This window comes from uncultured Bacteroides sp., from assembly GCF_905207245.1.
Taxonomy (GTDB): domain Bacteria; phylum Bacteroidota; class Bacteroidia; order Bacteroidales; family Bacteroidaceae; genus Bacteroides.
The window spans coordinates 1-24,100 of record NZ_CAJLKP010000054.1 but is presented as its reverse complement, the minus strand read 5'-3'; the positions used below and the strand labels follow the sequence as shown (position 1 = coordinate 24,100).

The window sequence follows — 24,100 nt, the reverse complement described above, 5'->3', positions numbered from 1 at the left end:
GCCCGCAATTGAGAAACGAGGTTTTGCCTATGGCATAACATCATTTTCTTTAAAGCAAAAGGGGAAAAGGAAAGGGGCAATGGGGGATTAGTAACGGAGAATTGCCCTCTTTATACACGCATATCGTAAAAAGATTGCCACTGTTTACTGACTTTTCGAAGAAGAAAGGGCTAAATATCCTCTATTTACTTGAGAAAAAGGGATATTTGCACATAAACTGGCAAGATGCACATAAAGCATTCACAACAGCTGATAATAAAGAAGTTACAGAGTAATCCATGCACTTCAAGGCATGTTTCGGGGTGTAGGCAGAAGATTTCATACATCTGCCTACACCCTTTTACATCTCCGATATCTAATTGACAATCAATAGAAAGCGGACATTGGTGTAGGATGTAGGCAAAGTATGACAAAAAACGATTTAGAATTGATAGTTATAACCTGTCATTCATCAAAAGACAATTCATACCTATCGCGTCTCTTTCAAAGCTGCATCCAGGTCAATACCCAAAGCTTTGGCTACACCTGTGCCATAAGCCGGATCCGCCTTGTAGCAATTGCGCACATGGCGCTGCTTAATGAAGAGTTCGGCATCACCCATGGCGCGGGCAGTGTTTTCAAACAATAGTTGTTGCTCGTCCGCAGGCATCAGACGGAACAGGTCGCCCGGCTGGCTGTAGTAATCATCATCATATTCGCGCTCGTTGTAGTTATAAACGTCGCCATGAACCTTCAAGGGCGGCTCTTTCTTCTCGGGAGAATCCTGCCATTCGCCATAACTGTTCGGTTCATAACTTTTGGCTGAGCCATAGTTACCATCTACGCGCATGGCGCCGTCACGATGGTAGGCATGGAACGGACAACGGGGCTTGTTCACCGGAATTTGTTCTGAGTTTACACCCAAGCGATAGCGTTGGGCATCGCCATAAGAGAAGAGGCGTCCTTGTAGCATCTTGTCGGGAGAGAAGCCGATACCTTCTACAATATTCTGGGGGTTGAAGGCAGCTTGTTCCACTTCGGCGAAGTAGTTTTCGGGATTACGGTTCAGTTCCAGAATACCTACATCCTGCAACGGAAAATCTTTATGCGGCCAAACCTTCGTCAGGTCAAATGGATTAATGCGGTAATGATCCGCTTCTTCCTCAGTCATTAATTGAATCTGGAACTTCCACTTCGGGAAATCGCCTTTCTCGATGCTCTCGTACAAATCCCGCTGATGTGATTCGCGATCCTTGGCAATGATGGCTTCGGCTTCCTGGTCAGTCAGGTTTTTAATGCCTTGCAGGGTGTGCAGGTGGAACTTCACCCAGATGCGTTTGTTATCGGCATTGATGAAGCTGTAGGTATGACTGCCGAAACCGTGCATGTGGCGATAAGAATAAGGAATGCCACGGGGACTCATAGTGATAGTCACCTGATGGAGAGATTCGGGCAGAAGAGTCCAGAAATCCCAGTTGTTATTCGGACTACGCATATTGGTGCGCGGGTCACGCTTGACGGCGTGGTTCAGGTCGGGGAATTTCAACGGATCGCGCAGGAAGAATACAGGAGTATTATTTCCTACCAGGTCCCAGTTGCCTTCTTCGGTATAGAACTTCATGGCAAAACCACGGATGTCACGCTCGGCATCGGCAGCCCCGCGTTCACCGGCTACGGTGGAGAAACGGACAAAGCACTCCGTCTGCTTGCCTACTTCGCTGAAGATGGCGGCACGGGTGTACTTCGTAATGTCATGTGTCACGGTAAACGTACCATAAGCACCGGAGCCTTTGGCATGCATACGTCTTTCGGGAATCACTTCACGGTCAAAGTGGGCAAGTTTCTCAAGAAACCAGGGGTCTTGCATCATGACCGGACCACGTTGCCCGGCTGTCTGGGTGTTCTGATTGTCGGCGATTAGTCGACCATTAGCAGCGGTTAGTTTTTTCTCTTCCATGGGATTTTGTTTAATGAATGAATGAATTATTTATGTAACAAAAGTAGTTCTTCTTAAGTTTACCTCCAACCGACAGAATCTATACACTGATAGACAAAATCTATGTATCTCACAAATATAGGTAATTCCTTGAGAATTCGTACCTTTGCAACCCCTAAAAGAATTGTATGAAACATCTATTTTATCTTTTAATAACCTTCTGGTTCATGCCCCTCACAGCGCAGCAAAGCCAGACTGCCCGCCACATGGAAAGTCTCGGTTTCGTAAACATTGCCGAAGCGGACAGCACCATTGCCATCGACCTGATGTATACCCGCGCCGATAACTTCACCGGACGGGTGTTATACGAAGATTTGCACGAGGCCTATCTGCACTCCGACGCCCTGAAAGGATTACTGCGGGCGCAACAGGAATTAAAGAAGCGACATCCCCGCTACCGACTGATTGTTTACGACGCCGCCCGCCCCATGAGCGTACAGCAAAAGATGTGGAACGTGGTGAAAGGCACTTCCAAATATATCTACGTCTCCAACCCGGCTCGTGGCGGGGGCCTGCACAACTACGGCCTGGCAGTAGACATCAGCATACTGGATGAAGCGGGTGCCCCTCTGCCGATGGGTACGAAAGTGGACCACCTGGGTTCCGAAGCCCACATCACGAACGAAGCCGCATTGGTGCAAAGTGGAAAAATAACGAAACAGGAACAGGAGAACCGACAACTGCTGCGCACTGTTATGCGCGCCGCAGGTTTCCGCACTCTGCCCAGCGAATGGTGGCACTTCAACTGGTGCAGCCGTCAGGAAGCCAAACAAAAATACAGGGTTATACCGTAAAATCCCCTATATTCCCTATATTTGTGCAGAGAAACAAGGTAAAAACTCATACAGGAACAACTATGAAACAAGCTCTCAAACTTATACTTTCCACCCTGTTCGGTGCATGCATCGGTTTCGGGGCAGTGATGTTCTGCATCGTCATGTTTACAGGCACTTCCGTAAGCGACTTCTTAGGGAAAATGGGAAATGTGCAGATAGCCACCCTATTGCTGTCCTGTGTCCTGTCAATGGTTTGCCTCATCCTTGCCGTATTCGCGCAAATCATCCTGCACGAAGCGGGGCATCTGGTTTTCGGACTTGCCACCGGTTACCGGTTCGTGTCTTTCCGTGTGGGCAACATCACACTGATAAAGGACAAAGGGCGCTTCCGCTTCAAGCGTTTCTCCATCTCCGGCACGGGCGGCCAATGCCTGCTTTCTCCACCGGACCGGCCTTACAGTCAGTTGCCTTATTTCTGGTACAATGCAGGCGGTGTACTGATGAATCTGCTGACGGCAATCATTGCTCTCATCCTCTGGATAATGTTTCCCGGAGCACCGATGGCATTGCATATGTTTCTGCTGCTCTTTTTTATCTGCGGCTTCTTTCTGGCACTGATGAACGGCATACCACTGAAAATGTCCGGCATCACCAATGATGCTTACAACCTGATATTCATGTCCAAAGCCCCTGAGACCCGGAAGTATCTGGCACAGCAATTATCCATCAATGCCGCCCTCATGACCGGTACAAGGCTGAAAGATATGCCGGAAGCATGGTTCCCGGATGATGAAATAACAGATTACGGCAACACTTTCCAAGTATCCGCCAAAGCTGCTTACGGCTCGTTGCATATCGACCGGGGAGATTTTGCAGCAGCAGAGAAGGTCTTTAGAGAACTGATGCAGCACGAAGGAGAGATAGCGGGATTGTTCGTAAAGGAAATCTCTTGCGAGCTCTTGTTCCTCGAACTGGCAGGTGCCCGGAGAAAAGAAGAAATAGAGCGGCTTTATACAGACAAGCTAAAGGGATATGCCCTCCGATACAAGAATATGATGTCTTCCAAGCAACGCCTGTTGTGCGCCCTTGCTTTATATTATGATAACCAACCGGAGAAAGCTAAAGAGATTTACGGGAAAGTCGCCCGCAACCGGGACAGATACTTGCAACAGGGAGAGGTTATCGCTGATTTGGAAATCATGGAGAAGATGCTCCGGGAGGCAGGAGTGCAGTTGTAATTATTACTTTTACATTATTACTTTATAATAATTATCTTTGTCCCCCCGATGGAACTGAATGACGAAACCCTCCGTTTTATCCGCGAGCACCGCAACGACGATGTACGTAGTCTGGCTTTGCAGGCGCAGAAGCATCCCGGTGTGGATATGCCCGCAGCACTGATACAGATAGCCGGCAGGCAGGCTGCGGCAGAGAAAATACCGTCATGGCATGCGATGGACGGTATTCTGTATCCCCGCCACCTGTCCTTGGAACAATGTTCCTCAGAGGCAACTGCGCAATATAAAGCATCTATCATCCCCGAAGCCTCATCCGGCACACTGACCGACCTCACCGGAGGTTTTGGAATAGACTGCGCCTTTCTATCGACGAAGTTCCGGCAAGCCACTTACGTAGAACGTCAGGAAGCGCTGTGCAGGATTGCCACACACAATTTTCCATTATTGGGGCTGAACCATATTCAAGTAGTAAACGCCGACGGAGTTTCTTATCTGCAAGAAATGTCTCCCGTAGATTGGATATTCATCGACCCTGCCCGCCGGGACGGGCACGGAGGGAAGACCGTCGCCATTGCCGACTGTGAACCGGACGTAGCGGAACTGGAAGCACTATTGCTTGCCAAGGCCCGGCACGTCATGGTGAAACTCTCCCCTATGCTCGACCTGACTCTGGCAATTCAAGACCTGAAGCATGTGCAGGAAGCACACATCGTTTCTGTCAATAATGAATGCAAAGAGCTGTTACTGATACTGGGGCATGGTACTGTTGCACCGGAAAACATTCCCATTCATTGCATCAACCTGACTACTAAAGAAGGAAAGAGCAGACAAGGATACGGACAAGCGTTCGTCTTTACACGCGGCCAGGAGTTGTCGAGTACGGGTAAATATACGGATATCCCCGGCAAGTATCTGTACGAACCGAATGCCTCAATCCTCAAAGCGGGTGCTTTCCGCAACATCACCCATATATATAAGGTGGAGAAGTTGCATCCTAACAGCCATCTTTACACTTCCGGCGAACTGATAGAGGACTTCCCCGGAAGGAGTTTTCGGATAACAGGACTGTGCACGCTGAATAAGAAAGAAATAAAAGCCGCATTGGGAGACATCAGGAAAGCCAATATTACGGTACGTAACTTCCCCGCTTCTGTGGCGGAATTGCGAAAACGCCTTAAGCTGTCCGAAGGTGGAGAAGTCTACCTATTTGCCACTACCCTGAATAATGAACAGAAAGTACTTATCAAGTGTGAAAAGGCCATTTCCCTCCCGATGTAACCTCAGCGAAAGAAGATGTAACATACACAAGAAATCTGTAACATAGACTCAACTATCTGAAATAACATTTCTCCCCCGAATCTCTTTTTCTTCCTATTTTTGTAAGCGCCATACAAACGGCGAAACAGGAGTCTATTAATAATAGTAAAAGCACTAATACAATGAAAAAGAAATTTCAGTTACTCACCGGGATTGGATGCCTATGTTTATGCTTCCTCTCATGTTCCCAACCCCCTTACAAAAATCCGGCACTGACACCGGAAGAGCGTGCCGCCGACCTGGTAGGCAGACTGACGTTGGAAGAAAAAGCTTCATTGATGCAAAACACCTCTCCCGCCATCCCCCGACTGGGCATCAAAGCCTATGACTGGTGGAACGAAGCACTGCACGGAGTGGGTCGTGCCGGGCTGGCTACCGTATTTCCGCAAGCCATCGGTATGGGAGCCTCTTTCAACAACGATTTGCTCTACGACGTATTTACGGCAGTCTCCGACGAAGCCCGTGCCAAGACCGCAGAGTTCAGCAAAGAAGGCGGACTGAAACGCTATCAGGGACTTACGATGTGGACTCCCAACGTCAACATCTTCCGCGACCCGCGCTGGGGACGGGGACAGGAAACTTACGGTGAAGACCCTTACCTGACCGGACAAATGGGTATGGCAGTAGTACACGGTTTGCAAGGTCCCGAAGAGGAAAAATATAATAAGCTGCACGCCTGCGCCAAGCACTTTGCCGTACACTCCGGTCCCGAATGGAACCGCCATAGCTTCGATGCCGAAAACGTGGACCCGCGCGACCTGTGGGAAACTTACCTGCCCGCATTCAAAGACCTCGTTCAGAAAGCACACGTAAAAGAAGTGATGTGTGCCTACAACCGCTTCGAAGGTGAACCCTGCTGTGGAAGCAATCGCCTGTTGGTGCAGATACTCCGCGACGAATGGGCCTACGACGGTATCATCGTATCCGACTGTTGGGCAATCAACGACTTTTTCAATAAAGGCGCTCACGAAACGGAACCGGACAAAGAACACGCTTCCGCCAAAGCCGTCCTGACGGGAACGGACGTAGAATGTGGAGAAAGCTATGCTTCACTGCCCCAAGCCGTGGAACAAGGACTGATTGACGAAAAGAAAATAGACATATCACTGAAACGCCTGATGAAAGCACGCTTTGAGCTGGGCGAAATGGACAGTCCGGAACTGGTATCCTGGGCACAGATTCCTTACAGCGTGGTAGACAGCAAAAAACACCGCGAACTGGCACTGCGCATGGCACGCGAAAGCCTCGTACTGCTGCAAAACAACCAAAACGTACTGCCACTGAACAAGAACCTGAAAGTAGCTGTAGTGGGTCCCAACGCCAACGACTCCGTGATGCAATGGGGCAACTATAACGGTTTTCCGGGACATACCGTCACCCTGCTCGAAGGCATCCGCCAATATCTGCCCGAAGCGCAAATCATCTACGAACCGGGTTGCGACCTGACTTCCGACGTCACCCTGCAAAGCGTATTCCAGCAGTGCAGCATAGACGGCAAGCAAGGTTTCAGTGCCAAGTATTGGAACAATACGAAACAGGAAGGAGACCCTGATGTGACCACACAAATCAGCACTCCGTTCCACTTCATCACTACTGGGGCCACCGCCTTTGCAGCGGGTGTCAACCTCACCGACTTCTCCGCCAGCTACGAGTCCGTATTCCGTCCTGAAAAGAGCGAAGACATCGCCTTCCGCTTCCAGACACAGGGCATCACGAAGCTTGCCATCGATGGCGAAGAAGTGGCAGGTGGTGTCAATTTCAAAAACAACGCCAAGATATATACCCTTCAGGCAGAAGCCGGAAAGGAATATCGCATCAAAATCGACTTCATGTTTCGCTTCCGCGACGCAGCCCTCAACTTCGACATGGGACGCGAGATACCGGTTGACTTGAATCAGACCGTGGCCCGGGTGAAAAATGCAGATGTCATCGTCTTTGCCGGCGGCATATCCCCAGCTGTGGAAGGTGAAGAAATGCACGTCAACATCCCTGGCTTCAAAGGAGGCGACCGCGAAACAATCGAACTTCCGTCCATCCAAAGCCGCCTACTTGCCGAATTAAAGAAAGCCGGAAAGAAGGTGGTATTCGTCAACTTCTCCGGTTCCGCCATCGCCCTGACACCGGAAACAAAGACATGCGACGCCATTTTACAGGCTTGGTATCCAGGTCAGGCCGGTTGTACGGATATCGCCAATGTCCTTTTCGGAGATTACAATCCGGCAGGACGACTTCCGATTACTTTCTATAAAAGCACGAGCCAACTGCCTGGCTTTGAAGATTATTCCATGAAAGGGCGCACGTACCGGTACATGACGGAAACTCCGCTCTTCCCCTTCGGGCATGGTTTGAGCTATACCACATTCCGTTACGGAGACGCTTCTTTAAATACACAAGAAGTGAAAGATGGAGAACAAACCATCCTGACCATCCCCGTGAGCAATACGGGTGAACGCGACGGGGAAGAAGTGGTACAGGTGTATCTCCGCCGTCCGAGCGATAAAGAAGGTCCGTCGCATGCACTCCGCGCCTTTAAGCGTGTAAATATCGCCAAAGGGGCAACCAACAATGTGACCGTATCATTAAGCAAAGAAGATTTCGAATGGTTCGATACGGAAACCAACACGATGCGCCCGATAGAAGGTGATTATGAAATACTTTATGGTGGTACGTCGGAGCTGAAACAGTTGAAGGCAATACCAGTCACTGTTAAATGACAATTTAATGAAGAATGAGGAATGAAGAATAAAAAATTGGGCTGCGCTATGCGAACATGCCGCAAGGTAATTCTTCATTCTTCATTCCTCATTAAATTATCACTTAACTACATCATCTTGAAAATCACATAATATAAAACGTTCCTTTATGAAGAACTTATTTTACCTCCTCCTCTGCCTCATTGCTGGAACATCCTGTTCGCAGCAGGCAGACCCGACAAAGCCTTGGGATAAAGGCGCTTTCGAAACACAGAAGTACCGGAACCTCTTCGCCGAGATGGGGTATAAGCAAGCGGATATAGATGCCAAACTCAAGTCGGCCTTCGACGATGTATTCTATGGTCCCAACAAAGTTTACTTTGAAGTGGGCGACTCTATGGCTTACATCAGTGACATCAAAAACCACGATGTACGCACCGAAGGCATGTCCTACGGACTAATGATTGCCGTACAGTTCAATCGCCAGGACATCTTCGACCGCCTTTGGCGATGGGGCAAGAAGCACATGCAGCACCAGGAAGGCCCGTTGAAAGGCTACTTCGCCTGGAGTTGCCAGGTAGACGGAACCCGTAACTCCCAAGGTCCCGCCTCCGACGGGGAACTCTATTACGTCACCGCCCTCATCTTCGCCTCCAACCTCTGGGGAAACGACACTGGTATCGATTACCTTGCCGAAGCCCGGAACATCCTGGACTGCTCCATGCAGAAAGACGGAACCGACCGCGTAATGCCATTCATCAACCTGGAACATAAGCTCATCACCTTCGTTCCCGACATACGCGGCGGACTCTTCACCGACCCGTCCTATCACGTTCCCGCCTTCTACGAAGTATGGGCGCGCTGGGCCAATGACGGCAGAGCCGACCTCTGGCGGGAGTGTGCCGAACGCAGCCGCGAGTATCTGCATAAGAGCATCCATCCCGTGACCGGATTAAATCCCGATTACAATAACTATGACGGCACCCTGCTGAATAACAACCGTATCATCGGTGACGCCTTCCGCTTCGACTCCTGGCGCGTACCCATGAACATGGCTTTAGATTACTCCTGGGCATGTGCCGACAAAGAATGGCAACAAGAATACGGGAATAAGATTCAAGATTTCCTCTACAGCCAGGGCATCGACACTTTCGTAGACCAGTATAATGTAGACGGGACCCAAGTGAAAGACACTCTCGGAGCCGGAGGATATAAGGCGTTGAGACACTCATTAGGTCTGGTTGCCACTTCTGCCGCCGCATCGCTAATGTGTACGCACGAGAAGAGTCGGGAATTTGTAGATAAGCTATGGAATGCCAGACATGAGCCGTATGAGGATGGTTACTTCGATGCATACTATGACGGACTGCTCCGTCTTTTCGCCTTCATGCATCTGAGCGGAAATTACCGGATTATTTTCCCGGAAGAATAAATAAAAAGTCACTAAGTTAGGTTTATAGATTAGGTTTATAATTAGGTTTGAATGGAGAAGAGGCTGTATCAGGATGAGATGTGAATCTCTGTCCTGATACGCCTCTCTTTTATTTCAGTTGTGGCATCCCATCCTTCCAGACCACCTTCCGTTGTGACAGGAACCAGGTTCTACCAAAGTCCTTATTACCCTGATAAAAGAGATAAGTCTGCCCATCTTTATCCTTAAAGATATGGGGATGACCGGATTCACAATAATTCCACGTACCCGGATCTCCATTCGTCATGAAAGGTTTGTTTGATGCTTTCTTCCAATGAATACCGTCTTTGCTGGTTGCCAGACCTACCTGCTGGGGACGGTTATTATAGGCCCCGGCATAGAACATATACAACGTACCATCCATTTCCACCACCGAAGGAGCCTCTATGCAAGTTTCCTCCCAAGGCCATTCGGGAACAAGGACAGCCCGGTCGCAAGCTTCCGTCCATGCCTCCCGGTTAAAGTTAGTACCGGCAGGAGCTGTAGCCACACCCACTATCTGCTTTTCATAGTCAGGAGTGCGGGTGGCATAATAAAGAAAATACTTCCCGTTGGCAAACACCACTTCCGCATCAATCGCCCGTCCGCAATTCCAGTCACCAGCCTTCGGTGCAAAGATGGGATTGGTGGCATTGCGCGTGAAATGAACTCCGTCCACCGACCAGGCATGACAGATGGCATCTTTCTTTCCATTTCCATACGTCTGATAGAACAGGTGAATCGTATCGTTGCGCAGCAATGCACCGGGAGCACATAGTCCTTTAGCCTCATAATCGGCAGCAGGAGACAATGCAGCTATCGGTTTCCAGTGCTCAAGGTCGCGGCTTTCGGCTATGCCTATGCCCCAGCCCGAACCACCTTTGGGAGGTACCGAATAATACATCAGATACTTCCCGTGAAAGGGAACAACATGCGGGTCTTTTGAAAAAGGTATACCTGTGCGAGTGCTATCCGCAAACAGCATGGCAGGATTCTCGCCTTCAGGCGGTACACCGGGATTTATCGCCCAACAGAGGGGTGCAGACATCAATAGGGCTAAAGCAATAGTACTCTTTCTCATATAATTTATGGTTTTAAAATCATCTCTTACGAAGGAAGAGCTACGAGAAGCTCTTCCTACAATAAGACGGTTTTACTTCGCAAAAGTTACTACCGTCCCCGAAGGTTTATTCAGGCGAGTCGAGGTAGGAAGCGGAGTTCCGAAGTCGGGATAATCATCTTCAAGCCACACGAATCTCTGCGCACGGGGTGAACGGGTATCTCCGGCCCCTTCGGGGTCTACCTGTGTATCGCGTGCATGATAAAGGATATAAGACTCCGTACCATCGGGAGAGGGGAAGAAACTATTATGCCCTGTGCCGTACACTCCGTTTTCGGGTGATTGATGGAATACCGGTTGTGGTGATTTGGACCACGAACTCGGATCGAGCAAATCGCTGTCGGTGCTTGCAGTCAACAGGCCCAGTGCATAGTACGGAGTCCATACACCGCTTGCCGAGTAAGCCAGGTGGATATACTTTCCTTTAGGGCTCTTCAAAGGCTGGGGACCTTCGTTCACATAGATGGTGTAGCTGGGATTCCAGCCGTTTTCATTCTTGTTATGTCTTTCCCATTCCAGTTCTGGCTTAGAGATGAGTACTCTTTCGGAACCAAGCGTCCAGGGGTTCTCCATGCGGGCGATGTAGATACATTGGGTTTCGGTATCCACGCGGCGGGTTTGCCAGCCGGACCATACCATATACAGTTCACCCTTATTCTGGAATACGGAGCCGTCGATGGCCCAGTTGTTGTCCTTATCTGTGCTGATGCGGCCTTTCATCACGAACTCGCCGTCGAAGGGGTCTTTGTTCACATTCTCCAGCACATACATCTGATGGTTGTCCGTATTGCCATCGTCGGCAGCATAGTAGATGTACCATTTTCCATCAATGTTATGTATCTCCGGTGCCCAGAGATGGTATTTATTGGAAGGCTCGGTAGGAATCCAAACGGTTTTCCGGGGAGCGTTCTGTACGTCGGTAATGTCGGTTGTCTTCCAAAGTACCAGACTATCTTGCAGGGTATGCATATAATAGTAAGTACCTTCATGGAACAAAGCCCAGGGATCGGGTCCCTTCGGGAACAGAGGATTAACATACGTAGTTGCAAGTGAATCAGCCTCTGCCGACGCGTCTTTTTTTACTTTGGTGTTTCCGCAGGAAGTTGCGGTAAGTAATGCTGCGACTCCCAGCACCACTACGAAACAATTCTTAATTTTCATCTTCAATTATGATATTAGAGTTATATTATTTCTACCAGGCCCTATATTTAGCCATCGGATTGGTTACATTCCAACGGAAATATTCATAGGCAGTATGAACGGATGCACGCTGGAAGGCAGGCATCTTGTAGAGGAAACGTCCACCCTCGCCCACCAGTTCCACACCGACCTCTGCCGAGCGGTCTATCGCTTTCAACACTTCGGGGAAGACGAAAGTGCGCGTATCACGTTCTTCTATCGACTTTCCTCCGTCTACCATATCAGCATATTCCACTTCTAAAGGAAGTTCAATCGTCTCGTCGTCAAGAATGAAGCGGATGAGGTTCATTTTAAAAGGCTTGCCGGCAGGATACTTATAGCTCACCTTAAAGGCGGACTGGATATTATTCTCCTTGGATTCCTGGTTGTAGAAAGCAAGCATCACAGATGCGCCGTCCGCTTCATAATTGTAAGGCCCGTACCATATTTTATGGGACACTCCCGGATAGAAAGTCTCAACTATAGGGAAATGAAACAAAGAGTAAAATTCCACTTTACCGGGCAATACTCTTACCACATAGTCGGGATCAGAATATACCGTGATCTCTCCCTGCACATAATCAGCCTGTTTGAAGTGTTTCAGCAGATTCTGATGTATATCCTGTTTCACTCCGTCCTGATTATCATAGTATAAAGTAATTCCATATACTACACTATCACAGAACTGATAGGAAACTCCGGAAAACATACTTTGGCTATAGAACGAACGGACAGTGCTCTCAGCCTTGTTACCCTCCCGGCTGGTAAGTTCCAACTCAGAAGCCTCGTTCAGTCTGAACCCGAAAGGGATGACTTCGCGCGTTCCATAATCTCCCAAGTTCGGCAAATTCAGCATCAGACTTTTGTCTCCTTTATAAAGAGTAGACAACAGACAATACTCCTTTTCCAACGGTTTACCGACTTCAACAGGTTGCCCGGTTGCTGCCAGATATTCGTCCACTTGTTTCAAACGGGGTTGCTGTGCAAAGGCCTGTACGGCTCCAACCCATAATAGCATGGTTACGATATAGTATCTCATAGTGCGTTCTTTTTTTATTCTTTTTCCAAACCTTGTGTACGCGCATAGCGTTCTATCATCTCTTGCCGCTTCTCCATCGGCCACTGTTCTATGACGTCGATATCCCACTCGCCGAAAGCATCCATAAAGCGGTGCATAGGTTCGAGAATGGAAGCCTGATTCCAGGGAAGCTGCTGACGCACGCTGTGTCCACGATTGGATTGCGGGTTGAAGCATTCTGTCAGCAAACCTCTGTAACGGTAGCGCATGTCACCATCCAGGTCCATGATGGAGAGGGTGTTGTTCTGGATTATCTTTGCCATTTCAAGGAAATGGATATCCCCCGTCATCAGGTACAGGCGGTAGTACTGAAAGGAGGAGAAAGCCAGTCCGTTATCTATAGCTGAATGTCCGGTGGCAATGAGGGTTTGCCCTACGATGCTCACATCTTTAGGAAAATCGGTCAGTGTATCATTGATGGCCATCGGCACATGGTAAGCAAACATAAAGGTTTCCGTATAGCGGGCGGCCTGTATGGCAGCCTCCTTCCACTTGGCATCACCAGTGGCATCATAAAGTGCCAGAAAAGCATAAATAGCCATTTGACCGGATTCGCGGTCTTTTACGTTGGGATTATCAATCACTCCGCCTACATAAAGGTAGTCGTGGTGGATAAAGTCATAGCTGAATTCGCCTGCTTTGAGGGCAGCATCCAGATATTGCTTATCCTGCGTGGCTGAATAAAGTTCTATGAGGAAGCGGATAATATTGGTTGTGGTATATTTACTGTCATGGATGGGTTTTCCGGTCCTCCAGTCATAGCGGAGATAGAAGCTGCCGTCCTTTTCCTGAGTCCGTATCAGCCAACCGGCAAAGTTCTTGCAGTAAGCTAGCCATTCGGGTTTGTCGATGCCATGTTTCCTCATGGTATTCCATGCGCCCATCATACCCTCCATACCTCCACCGGTGACACGCATGTAGGCTTCATAATCGCGCCAGGTTGCTTTGCGGTCTACGTAGGCATCTGCCCAGGGACGCACGATGCCACTTTCAAGCTGAGAGTTATTCACCCAGAAATCAACGACCTCCGAAGCTTTACGGACATACTCTTTATTATCTGTTTCCAGTCCTTTCCGCAACAGGAAGTAAGCATTGGAAATCTGGAAGCCGATGAAGCCCATCTGATAGTTATAGGCACGGGCTATGCCGTTGGGAAGGTAGACGGAGAAAGGCCAGCCAGGTGCACCATTCAAGTTCAGCAGGTAAGCATCCAGCACTTCGATACTGGCTTCATAGGCGTCTTTTACGTCTACTTTATGCACAGCAGGGGTATATTTATTCCAAGCTTGCTTCCATACGGTTTCCACCAGTTCGGGGAAGTTCTTGGTCCGGTTGAAGCCAAAGGTCAGGCTATAGGCATGTTTAACTCCGGCTTTCACAGGATGGCTACGATAGGCGAAGCCTTTTCTTTTCTGTTCGGGGAGGCGACCTACATAAGTAGTTTCTCCCTCAATTCCGGGGAAGACAAAGAGAATAGAGTGTGAATCTGTCTCTGTGAAACCCAGGCTACCAAATTGCATACGTTCATCCACAATTCTGTTTACTCCGTTTTCGCCATAGAAAGTTTCAGGATTAGCATTGAGGTGTATCATATCAATAGCTAATCCGGAAGCCTTCTCACGGGCAGATACCAATGGCAAGGGCAAACGGTCTTCGCGGAAATAGAAATAATTATCGGTATAATCGCTGGCAAGTGAGCCGCGTCTGAGGCTTTCGTTGTTCCTGTACCAGATGCCCGGAACAAAGAACTCGAAATCGTTTATTTGTGTTTTACGTTGCAAGGTCAGTCCGAAATAAGAGTTGAAGTAATCGTCTCCTTTTCCGGTTTTGTCAATCGTCACCTCCCTATCTATGCGAAAATGGTTCTCCGTATCGGGGGTGAACACATCTTTTACATGAAATACGGTTCCATGAGTTGACTTTAACTTTGCGACACAGACCAGTAATCCTTTTTCTTCCTTCACAGAAGAATAGTAACCGTTCAACGTTTCCGCATTCACTTCCAATGTAACTACATAAGGAGCGTTTAAACTCAAATAATGGGCGTCATCAGTTTGCAAGCTCAGGCGTTTTCCGTCTTTGGCTATGGACAGACCGGCATCGCCACTCTGCAATGCATATTCTTTTTCAGCAGCCTGGGAAAGCTGGACGGATGAGAGAAAACTGATTAGTATAAATAGATATTTCATGTTTTAGATATTATCAGAGATATAATAAATAATTGAGTTGAAAAGACTCTGCCGGTACAAACCGACAGAGTCTTCATATCAAAATATAGAGTTTACTCTACCGGCAGGTTTTCTATCTTCTGTATCGTTGAGAAGAGGAAATACTGGTTCATTCCCTCCAGTTCGATAGCTACGCGATAGAAAGCATAAGTACGGTAGTTATCTACGTAGTTTTCCTTCTTACGATACTCAGATAGTGGAATATATACTTGCAAGGTAGTATCATCGATGTATTCCACATCGCTACTGCGTGTACACTTGATGCCACTATTCACCAAAGAACTTGTGCTCAGCCAAATACGGGTCTTTACAATCTTCGGAGCTGCCTTCACCGTATTGGTCATCTTTTCGATGTTGAAAGTAGCGACGATGTTGCCGTTCTTCAGTTCAGCCTTCAGGTTCTTCAATTTATAGTACGGACGCACTTCAAAGTCTCTTGTAACATTCGAGTTAAAATGATAGGCAATGGAGTCATAACCTTTACCTGCACCCAGTGATTCAAAATCAGGAAGTTCAAAAGGCAATGTTTCATTTACCAGTGTCATTTTATACTCTGCATCGAAGAAGAGTTGCTGGTAGTGTCCCTGATCATCGACACGTATCCCCGTGCCGCCGCCGTCCACTTTACCATAACCTCTCTGGAAGACTCTTAATAGTCCTTTATTCGAATCAAAAGGGAAGTTCTCACCGTCACATTTCAACTGACCGCTGAAAACATAAGACGGAGCATCATAATTATCATATTCGCAGGATGTCATAACAAAACCCAATACGACAAATGCTGCTGCAATTATAGATTTTAGTTTCATTGTTTTTAAGCTTTAGTTGGTAAATTAATGGTTAGGATTCTTCTCAATATTCGGGTTACCTTCATTCATCGGATATCCATTATAATACATCTTGTTGTCGAAGTACAAAATAGCATTATTTGCTCTGTTCTGAGCTTTCATTTTCCGATAAATCCACTTACCATCTTCGGGCGTGCCCGGAGCATAAATCTTGTACGGCCACAACACATAGATAGTAGCACTCTTATTGGCCTGATCATTGTACCACACTTCATCGGCTATTCTCCAACGCTTCAAGTCCTCATAGCGATGGTCTTCGAATGCCAACTCCACGCGCCTTTCGTTTACGATGCGATCGAATGTCAGCTCATTTTCAGTCAATTTGAACACATCGCCACCTGCACGCTGACGTACGCGGTTGATATAATCCAATGCCAGACTCTTTGTAGGACGTCCGTTATAGCTGGCTACTCCCAGTTCATTCAGATAAAAAGCAGCTTCAGCTGCATTCAGCAAAGCTTCGCCATAGCGGAACACGATATAAGGAACAGAGCTATTACCCTTTATTTCACTTCCAGCGGCAGTATCAACAAACTTTCTCAGCAAGAAGCCGGAATGTGAAATGTACCAGTTACTACTACCATCATCTCCACGAAGCGGTCCGTCTTCTCCGGTCAATTTCGGACCTACATCATTGTACAACTTAGTATCAACCTCCTGTATGGTACGTGCAGTCTCAAACCTATAACCATCGGCAGTAGGAATAGCCAAACCCGCTTGAAGATCGACAGGAACACCTCTGAATGAGCTTCCCGGATAGAGAACCGTACCAGACAGACGAGGATCGCGTCCTGCAAAAATATCTTCCGGTTTATTGTACAGGTTATATTGATAAGTAGACGTATACACATTCATGTCTTCTATCACTTCATCACCCACATAGGCATCCATCTCTTTCGCCTCGTGCGTGTTGAGCATCTCATAATCATTTACCAAGTTCAATACCGGATTAACCTCACAACCTGCCTTATTATTTGAAACACGTATTAACTTACGTGTAAGGGTGCGGGTAGTAAAGTTATTCATCACATTCACACCATCATACGCCTTACAGAGAATCAGTTCCGGGTTTTCGGCATGTTTAGCAATAAATGCTTCTGCATAGTTGGTTGCCAGATCCGCCTGTTTCTGATAGAGTTGATAGCCCATAGTTTCCAATTCGGCACAAGCATCCAGACAAGCTTTCAGATAACCTTCTGCTTTACTTTTCTCAATACCTGTAGCACCACTCGACAAGTTCAACGTTTTGGTAGCACTCTTATCATAATTGTATGCCAAAGTTCCGGCGTATAGAGCTGCACGACACTTCAAAGCCATAGCAGCCCCCTTTGTAGCACGGGTTTTAACCCGGGCAGTTCCGAAATCCTCTTTTAGGGCATCCATCTCACTGATGATGAAATCGTAGATTTCCGATTCCTTATTTCTGGGCACAGCCAATGGCTTCGGGTCCTCCATATATTCTGTTACCTCAGTAACCAAAGGCACGCCACCATACTGAATGACCATCTTGAAATAAGTATAAGCTCTCAGATAACGGGCTTCCGCCTGAAAATACTTCAACTTATCGGCAGCAATCGAGCCGGCAGACACCGTATTCAGATTACGAATATGGAGGTTCAACTCACGGATAAAACCATAATCATAATAGTTTCTGTAATCGGTTCCTACGTTTCCTGCAAATGCCCAATACTGACTGTTATTGGATGCTTCATCCCAACGGGTAAGATCATAAGTATCGCCATCAGTTCCAAAATCCTGCCAGTACTTCATGCGCCCATACAAATTGGCAGCAATACTGTTAATACCAACCTCCGATGTATAGGCCTGATTTTCTGTAAAAGACATCTTATCCTCTTGTTCCAACCAATTGTCGCAAGAGGAGAAAAGCAATAAGCCTGATAATAATGCTATTGATAATCTATTTTTTTTCATGTTACGTTCAATTAAAAGGTTACGTTTACTCCAACAGTGTACACTTTGTGCTGCGGATAGTCGAATCCGGTAACTGAAGAAATTTCAGGGTCGAAGCCAAAGTCATTCAAGCTATCCCAGCAAAGCAGGTTAGAACCTTCAAAGTAAACTCTGAGCTTCTGTATCAAAGCCTTCTTTGTCCACTTAACAGGCAATGTATATCCTACCACTAAGTTGCGCAGACGCAAATAGTTGATTTCCTTTGCATAAAAGTCGTTCCAGTCTCTGATAGAAGGGTTATTGCTACGAACAGCGGGGAACTTACCGGGTTTCCAAGCAGACTTCGTGTCGAAGATGTCTTCGTGCTGCCAGGAATCTACTACGTTGTATACATATCCCATCTGGTCAGTACCGATACCATACTTCACATGCCAGTCACCGATAAATGTATTCATGAAACCGCCGGCAAAGTCGGCTGCAAAGTCAATACCTTTATATTCGAAACCTAAGTTGATACCCATTGAAAGCAAAGGATTCTTGTTGGCATTGCCGTTATCCCAATCATAGTCGGTAGCTGCATATCCTAAAGGACGTTTATCATAATCATCGATCAGTCCATCACCATTAACATCCTTAAAAATCAAGTCACCCGGACGCAGGTTCACGTTGTTGGCGCCATCGATATTCACCGGATAATTATCAATCTCTTCCTGAGTCTGGAACACACCGATAGTTTCCCACATCCATACTGCACCGTTCTTCACATTAGACCAACGGTTAGCTTGTCCCCAACGGTATTGGTCCCATCCGTTCAGGAACAGTTCACCGTAGTTGTTAATCGTCTTCTGACGGGCCAAAGTCAGATTTACGCCTACAAAATAGTTGAAATCGTTAACACGGTCGTTCCATCTCACCATACCATCAATGCCACTTACCTGGTCGGAGTTCAGATTTCGTTTCTGTGCACCATAGCCAGCTTCATAAGGATAGATAATATCAGTCGGTTCAGCAGGAATACCACTTCTTTTTCTCTTAAAGAAGTCCACTTCAAGTTTCAAACGATCATTCAGGAAACCCATATCGAAACCGACATTCATCATGGAAATCTTCATCCAAGAAAGTCCGGTTTGAGGAATTCCTCTGTAAGCAGAACCTGTAGTATAAGCATCTGGGCCATTACCCAAAGGGTTATTGCTTATGATAGCTCCTCCATTGTTAAATGTATAGCCAGGCAAGTAGGCAAAATCCCGATAACTGCCATTAAAGTTTCTAGCCATGTCATCGCCCATTTCACCATAAGAAGCTCTCAACTTAATGCTGGAAATCCAATCAGCCACCTTAGAATCTTTGTAAAATTCTTCTTCAGACAGACGCCATGCACCGGAAACTGACGGGAAGAAGCCCCATTGATTACCTGGTAAGAAACGCCAGGAAGCATCATAACGACCAGCAAAATCAATGATATATTTTTCTTTATAAGAATAGCCTGCACGAAAAATGAAACTGGCCGTAGTAACGGTACGCAGATATTCTTTCACATCATTATTGGCATTCTTCGTAATTACGTTCACAAATGGATTCTCTACCGGACTCTGATATACATTTAAATTTTTGATATCTTCTTTGAAGAACTCGAAGCCGGCAACAGCCGTCACATGATGATCCTTAGCAAATATGTGGTCGTAGTTCAAAGTGAACTGCCCCATCATTTCAACTTTCTGGTTCGTCTCCTTTCCACGATAAGTATCCGTTTTGGTAGAGGCTACTTTGTATTCCTGCGTTGCAGCATTATATCTATACTCATTCCAGCTCTTCTCATTATCTTCCTGACGCATATTTTCATAATAGTAAGACAGCAAACCTTTAGCTGTTAATCCCGGAAGCGGTGTCTTATATTCCAAATTTGCACTAAGCTGAATAGTACGGAAGTCTTTCTGATGCTTACCTGCATTATCAATTGTATAAGCAGCCATATTACGGGCACCATCATGGGTCGGACTGATATAATTCAGATAATCCGGATTATCATTGGCATAAGGGCGCATGGTCGGAATCAAGTTGAAAATAGAGTTACGCATCTGGAAGTAGTCGTCACCGCCCGGAAGTGCCGGATTGACATTCTGTTCTATCTTACCCAGAGTCTGAAAACCAACCTTTAACTTATCAGTCAATTGCATATTGAAGTTGGCCTGCAAGTTCGTACGGTTATAGTTATATTCCTTGAATACGGCATCCTGATCGATATGTCCTACTGAAATATAGTAATCAGTCTTCTCTGTACCACCGCTGATGTTAGCATTTACATAATACTGAGGAGCAGAATTGCTCACAAAGTTATCTTTCCAGTCGTAGCCGCGATAATCTTCACCTGTAGCCGGATTATAATATCCAGTTCTCCATTTCTCCAAATCAGCTTTGGCATTGGCAATGTTATCAGCTCCAGTCAGGTTGCCATCATTGGCCTGCTTCATGTAGTTACCCCATTTCCACTGGTAAGCATTCAACAATTCAGGATACTTAGTCCATCCTTGCCAGCCCATGTGAGCATTCAGGTTTATCTGAGGTTTCTGTCCTTTCTTACCGGTTTTTGTAGTAATCAAAACCACACCATTAGCAGCTTTTACACCATAGATAGCAGCCGCACCATCCTTCAGAATAGATACATTCTCAATATCATGAATATCCAGAGCATTGAATGCTGTCTCATCTTTCATGATACCGTCAATAACATAAAGAGGCGTACCCATGTTACGAATCTCAAGATTAGTAGAAGTTCCCGGTTGACCGGACTTCTGACGTGCCGTGATACCTGAAACCTTACCTACCAAAGCATTGGCAGCCGAAGTAGACGTAGAACGGGATAAATCTTTATTATTCACCGAACTTACTGCCGCAGCCACTGTAGCCTTTTTCTGTGTAGCATATCCCACTACCACAACTTCGTCAAGCAGTTCCGTATCTTCCTTCAGTGTAATGTCGAAGTTTCGTTTTCCTTTTACGCTGATCTCCTGTGATGCATAGCCCACAAAAGAGACCGTCAAAACAGGATTGGCTCCTTTGAGAGAAAGTGTAAACTTACCATCAAGATTGGTAATCGTTCCATTGGTAGTTCCTTTCTCCATAATGTTTACTCCAGGCAAAGATTCGCCTGTAACATCTTTCACTATACCCGACACACTTGTATTTTGTGCCTGAAGCATTGCGGAAGACACTAAAGCAACTAATAATAAGAAGAAATTCTTCCTTCTATTACCAGCTGAGATTAACTCATTTAAAAAGTGCTTCATAAGTTATTATTTAAAATTAAACATAAATTGGTTATCTATCTGTGTAATATTGAAAACTGAAAAATGAGAACTTATCTGAAAACTTATTATCTTACCCTAATATGATTATCCTATTATCACGTTTGTTTCAATTGTCACGTAACTCCCTCCTTTCCTGATCCTAAAAAAGTGAATATTCATTTATTCTTATAAACTTTAAATGCCTTTTGTACCCCCGAGGCCAGACGTACATCCAAAATATAGAACCCGGAGAACGTTCCATACATCGGAAATGTGTATTGCTCATTCGCCACCTTTATATCTTCAGTCCACAACCGTCTGCCTGCCAAGTCTGTCAATTCTACCTTTGAAATATCTTCTTTGCCTTTGTTTATCAGAAAAAGCTGATCGCCTGAAATATACACTGAAAAGGCGTTCTTGTCGATTGTTTCGATTCCGGTCTCCGGGTCCTGTCCGTAATCGGAAGACTGATACAGTGAGTATCTATTGTTCAACTCCTGCACTTTCGATTTAGGCATTGCTTCCACCTCTTCCAAGTCATAGGTGCCAAAAGCATCCTTAAAGCGAATCATAGGATCTAAATGAGCAGCAAAATTCCAGGTCAATGCTTCCATGATGGAATTCATTCTTCGTCCTGCACCACTGGTTACCCTTACCTGGAAAGCTTCTTGTTGCAAACCTTCAGGTTGTCCGGGATAAAGTTCCTGCCCCAAGTTCATGGATTGCTTGGTGTTGTGGGCGCTGATACGTGCAACGTGCAGATAGTGTTCCTTACCCGTCAACAAGTACAAACGATAGTACACGAATGAAGACCAGGCAAAGCCTAAATCAGTAGCCGAATGACCGATGGCAATAATATGCTGTCCGACGATGCTTCTGTCTTTGGGCCAATCGGTTTTTGCTGTCTGATCTTTTTCTACAGGTACCTCGAACATATAGCTCCAGCTTTCGGTGTAGGTAGCCGCTTGCTCTGCAGCAACCAGCCATTTGGGGTCTTTTGTTAGATCATAAATAGCAAGGAAACCATTGATGGCTTGTTGACCGGATTCACTATCGATAGTTTGCGGATTGTCTACTACACAAGCCACATACAGATATTTCTCATGAATATTGGCATAAGAAAACTCAGCAGCTTTCACGGCAGCCGTTTTGTAGCGTTCGTCGTTGGTAGCGATGTACAGTTCCACCAGATAACGAACAGCACAAATAGTGAGGAATTTGTTCTGATTACCTGCCGGGTGCTTGCCGTTCACGACTTTGAAAGGATCGTATTCCAGATAGTAACTGCCGTCAGCATTCTGATTGGTTACCAGGAAGTCACCGAACTTCTTGCTGGCAGCCAGCCATGAAGGAATATCGATTCCATTACGCTTGGCATAACACCATGCATTCAACAATCCTACCATTCCGTTGCAAGCCTGGCGCATAGAGGTCAGTGCCCAATCATCCCATGTACCCCACAGGGCAGCATAACGTGTCTTGGGAAGTCCTAATTCTGATAAGCTTTCAGAAGCCCACAAGTTCAGCACATTGGTTCCTCTTACCTTATATTCTTCGTTACCAGTCTCCACACCTGCACGAAACAGGGCATAACCGGCCACTGGCTGCGAACCTACAAAACCTATCTCATAGGTATTCTTATTTAAAGAGAAGTCGGTCAGCTTTACACTCCATGGGAATCCGGGACCTTTTACAGCCTTATCAACTGAAGAGTCCAAATAGTAATGGTTGACGGTTTCTATTAATCCCTGATAAGCAGAAGTCAGATTGACATCATAAATCTTCGGATTATACAGATTGAAAGCCAGTTCCCATGCCTCATTTACGGCAGTTGCATAGTTGGAAGTCTTGTCTATCTTGAAATATACATTATAAGCATGTTTATCAAACCCCTTCGTTATGGGATGCATGCGTCTACCCAGCCCGCCGGTGCGCAAGTCGGAACCCGGATAAGTGACTACAGCAGCAAAAGTGTCGGACTTCTTCCAGTTGACAACACCCACGCCACCAAACTGATAGTTCGCATCAGTTGCTACACCGCGTGAGTCGTTCAGCACAGTTTCACATTTAGAGTCTTTATGCACTAAAGTAAAAGTCAATCCACTTGCTTTTTCACGCATCATCACTACCGGGAGAGGAATACGGTCTTCTCTATAAAGGAAGTTCAGATCGGTGGCTACCGGAATACCGGAAGGGATATTTCCTTCTTTCTCGAAGTTACCTTTGTACCAAACAGCGGGAATGAAGTATTCACTGTTCGCCAGCACATCTTTCGGAGCAAATTGCAAACCAAAGGATGAAGAGAAACCATCGTCATAAGAATCAGCTCCCAATTCAACCACCTCCACACTCCGTTTCAGTTCAAATTCTCCGTTTCCGTTTGCGATATATACATCATTTATTTCGAAAACAGTAGTCCGGGGAGCAGCAACCAGATTTGCTATTAACTCTACTTTGCCGTCTGACTTCATGTAAGAGGTATAAGTGGGATAAAAAGTATTCATCTTGACATCAATCATCAGAGCAGGGTTCATATCGGTACCTGCATTGAATTCTTTGCCGTATGCGGAAAAGGTCACATTATAGGTGTTATCTTTCTGTCGGGTAACATTCAGTGTAACGTCACCGGATGCCAGGGATGCTTCTTGGGAGAAAACAAAAGAGCTTTGAAACAAGCAACTTAATAAGAAAAGAAGATTCAGCGTTTTCATAATAGTATTTCGATTACGATGTAACATTCGTTTTTTGATGATGCAAATCTAACGTGAAATAGAATAAGCGACCGTCCCTGCTGTTCCAAAAAATTGCTCTAATCTGCCTATTTACAAAACAGGCCTGAAACAGCTTCCGGAAGGGGATAAGAGGTGATGCGCTCTATTCTTCCAAAAAAGTGCTGTTTCTATCCAAACAGGGGAATCAGAAGGTTATATTGGTTCATTTCTTCTCGGATTTGAATCAGTTGACGAGGGGACAAGTTGACAAGGGAACAAGGTTCCATGC

General features: G+C 46.3%; 14 protein-coding genes. 5 read left to right on the top strand and 9 right to left on the bottom strand.

The annotated features are described in order from the left end of the window. Positions 1-469 precede the first annotated feature (469 nt). Complete coding sequence (locus QZ135_RS15990; RefSeq protein ID WP_294611417.1) at positions 470-1,936, bottom strand: catalase; 1,467 nt, start codon at positions 1,934-1,936, stop codon at positions 470-472. Positions 1,937-2,103: 167 nt separating this feature from the next. On the opposite strand from QZ135_RS15990, the gene QZ135_RS15985 reads away from it, so the two are divergent. From QZ135_RS15985 to QZ135_RS15965, 5 genes are all read left to right on the top strand, one after another. Further along, complete coding sequence (locus QZ135_RS15985) at positions 2,104-2,769, top strand: M15 family metallopeptidase (protein WP_294611414.1); 666 nt, start codon at positions 2,104-2,106, stop codon at positions 2,767-2,769. Between the two features lie 62 nt (positions 2,770-2,831). Then, on the top strand, positions 2,832-3,989 hold the full coding sequence (locus QZ135_RS15980) for a M50 family metallopeptidase (RefSeq protein ID WP_294611411.1): 1,158 nt from the start codon (positions 2,832-2,834) through the stop codon (positions 3,987-3,989). A gap of 48 nt (positions 3,990-4,037) precedes the next feature. After that, entirely contained in the window at positions 4,038-5,267 is a 1,230-nt protein-coding gene (locus QZ135_RS15975; protein WP_294611408.1) for an SAM-dependent methyltransferase, read from the top strand. 161 nt (positions 5,268-5,428) lie between these two features. Then, on the top strand, positions 5,429-8,020 hold the full coding sequence (xyl3A, locus tag QZ135_RS15970) for a xylan 1,4-beta-xylosidase (protein ID WP_294611405.1): 2,592 nt from the start codon (positions 5,429-5,431) through the stop codon (positions 8,018-8,020). A 148-nt stretch (positions 8,021-8,168) separates the two neighbouring features. Further along, a complete protein-coding gene (locus QZ135_RS15965) occupies positions 8,169-9,431 on the top strand; it encodes a glycosyl hydrolase family 8 (RefSeq protein WP_294611402.1) in 1,263 nt (420 codons plus the stop codon). Positions 9,432-9,540: 109 nt separating this feature from the next. Here QZ135_RS15965 and QZ135_RS15960 read toward each other — a convergent pair whose 3' ends face one another. The 8 genes from QZ135_RS15960 to QZ135_RS15925 form a co-directional block, all read right to left on the bottom strand. Continuing rightward, the gene (locus QZ135_RS15960) at positions 9,541-10,530 is read right to left on the bottom strand and encodes a family 43 glycosylhydrolase (RefSeq protein WP_294611399.1); all 990 of its coding nucleotides are present in this window, start codon (positions 10,528-10,530) and stop codon (positions 9,541-9,543) included. Between the two features lie 72 nt (positions 10,531-10,602). Beyond that, positions 10,603-11,730, bottom strand: a complete 1,128-nt coding sequence (locus tag QZ135_RS15955) for a glycoside hydrolase family 43 protein (RefSeq protein ID WP_294611396.1) — start codon at positions 11,728-11,730, stop codon at positions 10,603-10,605. Between the two features lie 31 nt (positions 11,731-11,761). Next, entirely contained in the window at positions 11,762-12,787 is a 1,026-nt protein-coding gene (locus QZ135_RS15950; RefSeq protein WP_294611393.1) for a hypothetical protein, read from the bottom strand. Between the two features lie 14 nt (positions 12,788-12,801). Then, entirely contained in the window at positions 12,802-15,015 is a 2,214-nt protein-coding gene (locus tag QZ135_RS15945; protein WP_294611390.1) for a glycoside hydrolase family 76 protein, read from the bottom strand. A gap of 92 nt (positions 15,016-15,107) precedes the next feature. Beyond that, positions 15,108-15,863 carry a DUF3823 domain-containing protein gene (locus QZ135_RS15940; protein WP_294611387.1) on the bottom strand — a complete coding sequence of 252 codons (756 nt, stop codon included), beginning with the start codon at positions 15,861-15,863 and terminating at the stop codon, positions 15,108-15,110. A 24-nt stretch (positions 15,864-15,887) separates the two neighbouring features. Continuing rightward, positions 15,888-17,834: a RagB/SusD family nutrient uptake outer membrane protein gene (locus QZ135_RS15935; RefSeq protein WP_294611384.1), complete on the bottom strand. Its 1,947-nt coding sequence runs from the start codon at positions 17,832-17,834 to the stop codon at positions 15,888-15,890. An 11-nt stretch (positions 17,835-17,845) separates the two neighbouring features. Continuing rightward, positions 17,846-21,100 carry a TonB-dependent receptor gene (locus tag QZ135_RS15930; RefSeq protein WP_294611381.1) on the bottom strand — a complete coding sequence of 1,085 codons (3,255 nt, stop codon included), beginning with the start codon at positions 21,098-21,100 and terminating at the stop codon, positions 17,846-17,848. Positions 21,101-21,276: 176 nt separating this feature from the next. Next, on the bottom strand, positions 21,277-23,811 hold the full coding sequence (locus QZ135_RS15925) for a hypothetical protein (RefSeq protein ID WP_294611378.1): 2,535 nt from the start codon (positions 23,809-23,811) through the stop codon (positions 21,277-21,279). Positions 23,812-24,100 lie beyond the last annotated feature (289 nt).

What these genes read in the sequence shown, in the direction of transcription:
- QZ135_RS15935 (WP_294611384.1), bottom strand. Translation starts at nt 17,834, where the DNA reads ATGAAAAAAAATAGATTATCAATAGCATTATTATCAGGCTTATTGCTT.
- xyl3A (WP_294611405.1), top strand. Translation starts at nt 5,429, where the DNA reads ATGAAAAAGAAATTTCAGTTACTCACCGGGATTGGATGCCTATGTTTA.
- QZ135_RS15985 (WP_294611414.1), top strand. Translation starts at nt 2,104, where the DNA reads ATGAAACATCTATTTTATCTTTTAATAACCTTCTGGTTCATGCCCCTC.
- QZ135_RS15990 (WP_294611417.1), bottom strand. Translation starts at nt 1,936, where the DNA reads ATGGAAGAGAAAAAACTAACCGCTGCTAATGGTCGACTAATCGCCGAC.
- QZ135_RS15940 (WP_294611387.1), bottom strand. Translation starts at nt 15,863, where the DNA reads ATGAAACTAAAATCTATAATTGCAGCAGCATTTGTCGTATTGGGTTTT.
- QZ135_RS15960 (WP_294611399.1), bottom strand. Translation starts at nt 10,530, where the DNA reads ATGAGAAAGAGTACTATTGCTTTAGCCCTATTGATGTCTGCACCCCTC.
- QZ135_RS15975 (WP_294611408.1), top strand. Translation starts at nt 4,038, where the DNA reads ATGGAACTGAATGACGAAACCCTCCGTTTTATCCGCGAGCACCGCAAC.
- QZ135_RS15965 (WP_294611402.1), top strand. Translation starts at nt 8,169, where the DNA reads ATGAAGAACTTATTTTACCTCCTCCTCTGCCTCATTGCTGGAACATCC.
- QZ135_RS15950 (WP_294611393.1), bottom strand. Translation starts at nt 12,787, where the DNA reads ATGAGATACTATATCGTAACCATGCTATTATGGGTTGGAGCCGTACAG.
- QZ135_RS15925 (WP_294611378.1), bottom strand. Translation starts at nt 23,811, where the DNA reads ATGAAAACGCTGAATCTTCTTTTCTTATTAAGTTGCTTGTTTCAAAGC.
- QZ135_RS15980 (WP_294611411.1), top strand. Translation starts at nt 2,832, where the DNA reads ATGAAACAAGCTCTCAAACTTATACTTTCCACCCTGTTCGGTGCATGC.
- QZ135_RS15930 (WP_294611381.1), bottom strand. Translation starts at nt 21,100, where the DNA reads ATGAAGCACTTTTTAAATGAGTTAATCTCAGCTGGTAATAGAAGGAAG.
- QZ135_RS15945 (WP_294611390.1), bottom strand. Translation starts at nt 15,015, where the DNA reads ATGAAATATCTATTTATACTAATCAGTTTTCTCTCATCCGTCCAGCTT.
- QZ135_RS15955 (WP_294611396.1), bottom strand. Translation starts at nt 11,730, where the DNA reads ATGAAAATTAAGAATTGTTTCGTAGTGGTGCTGGGAGTCGCAGCATTA.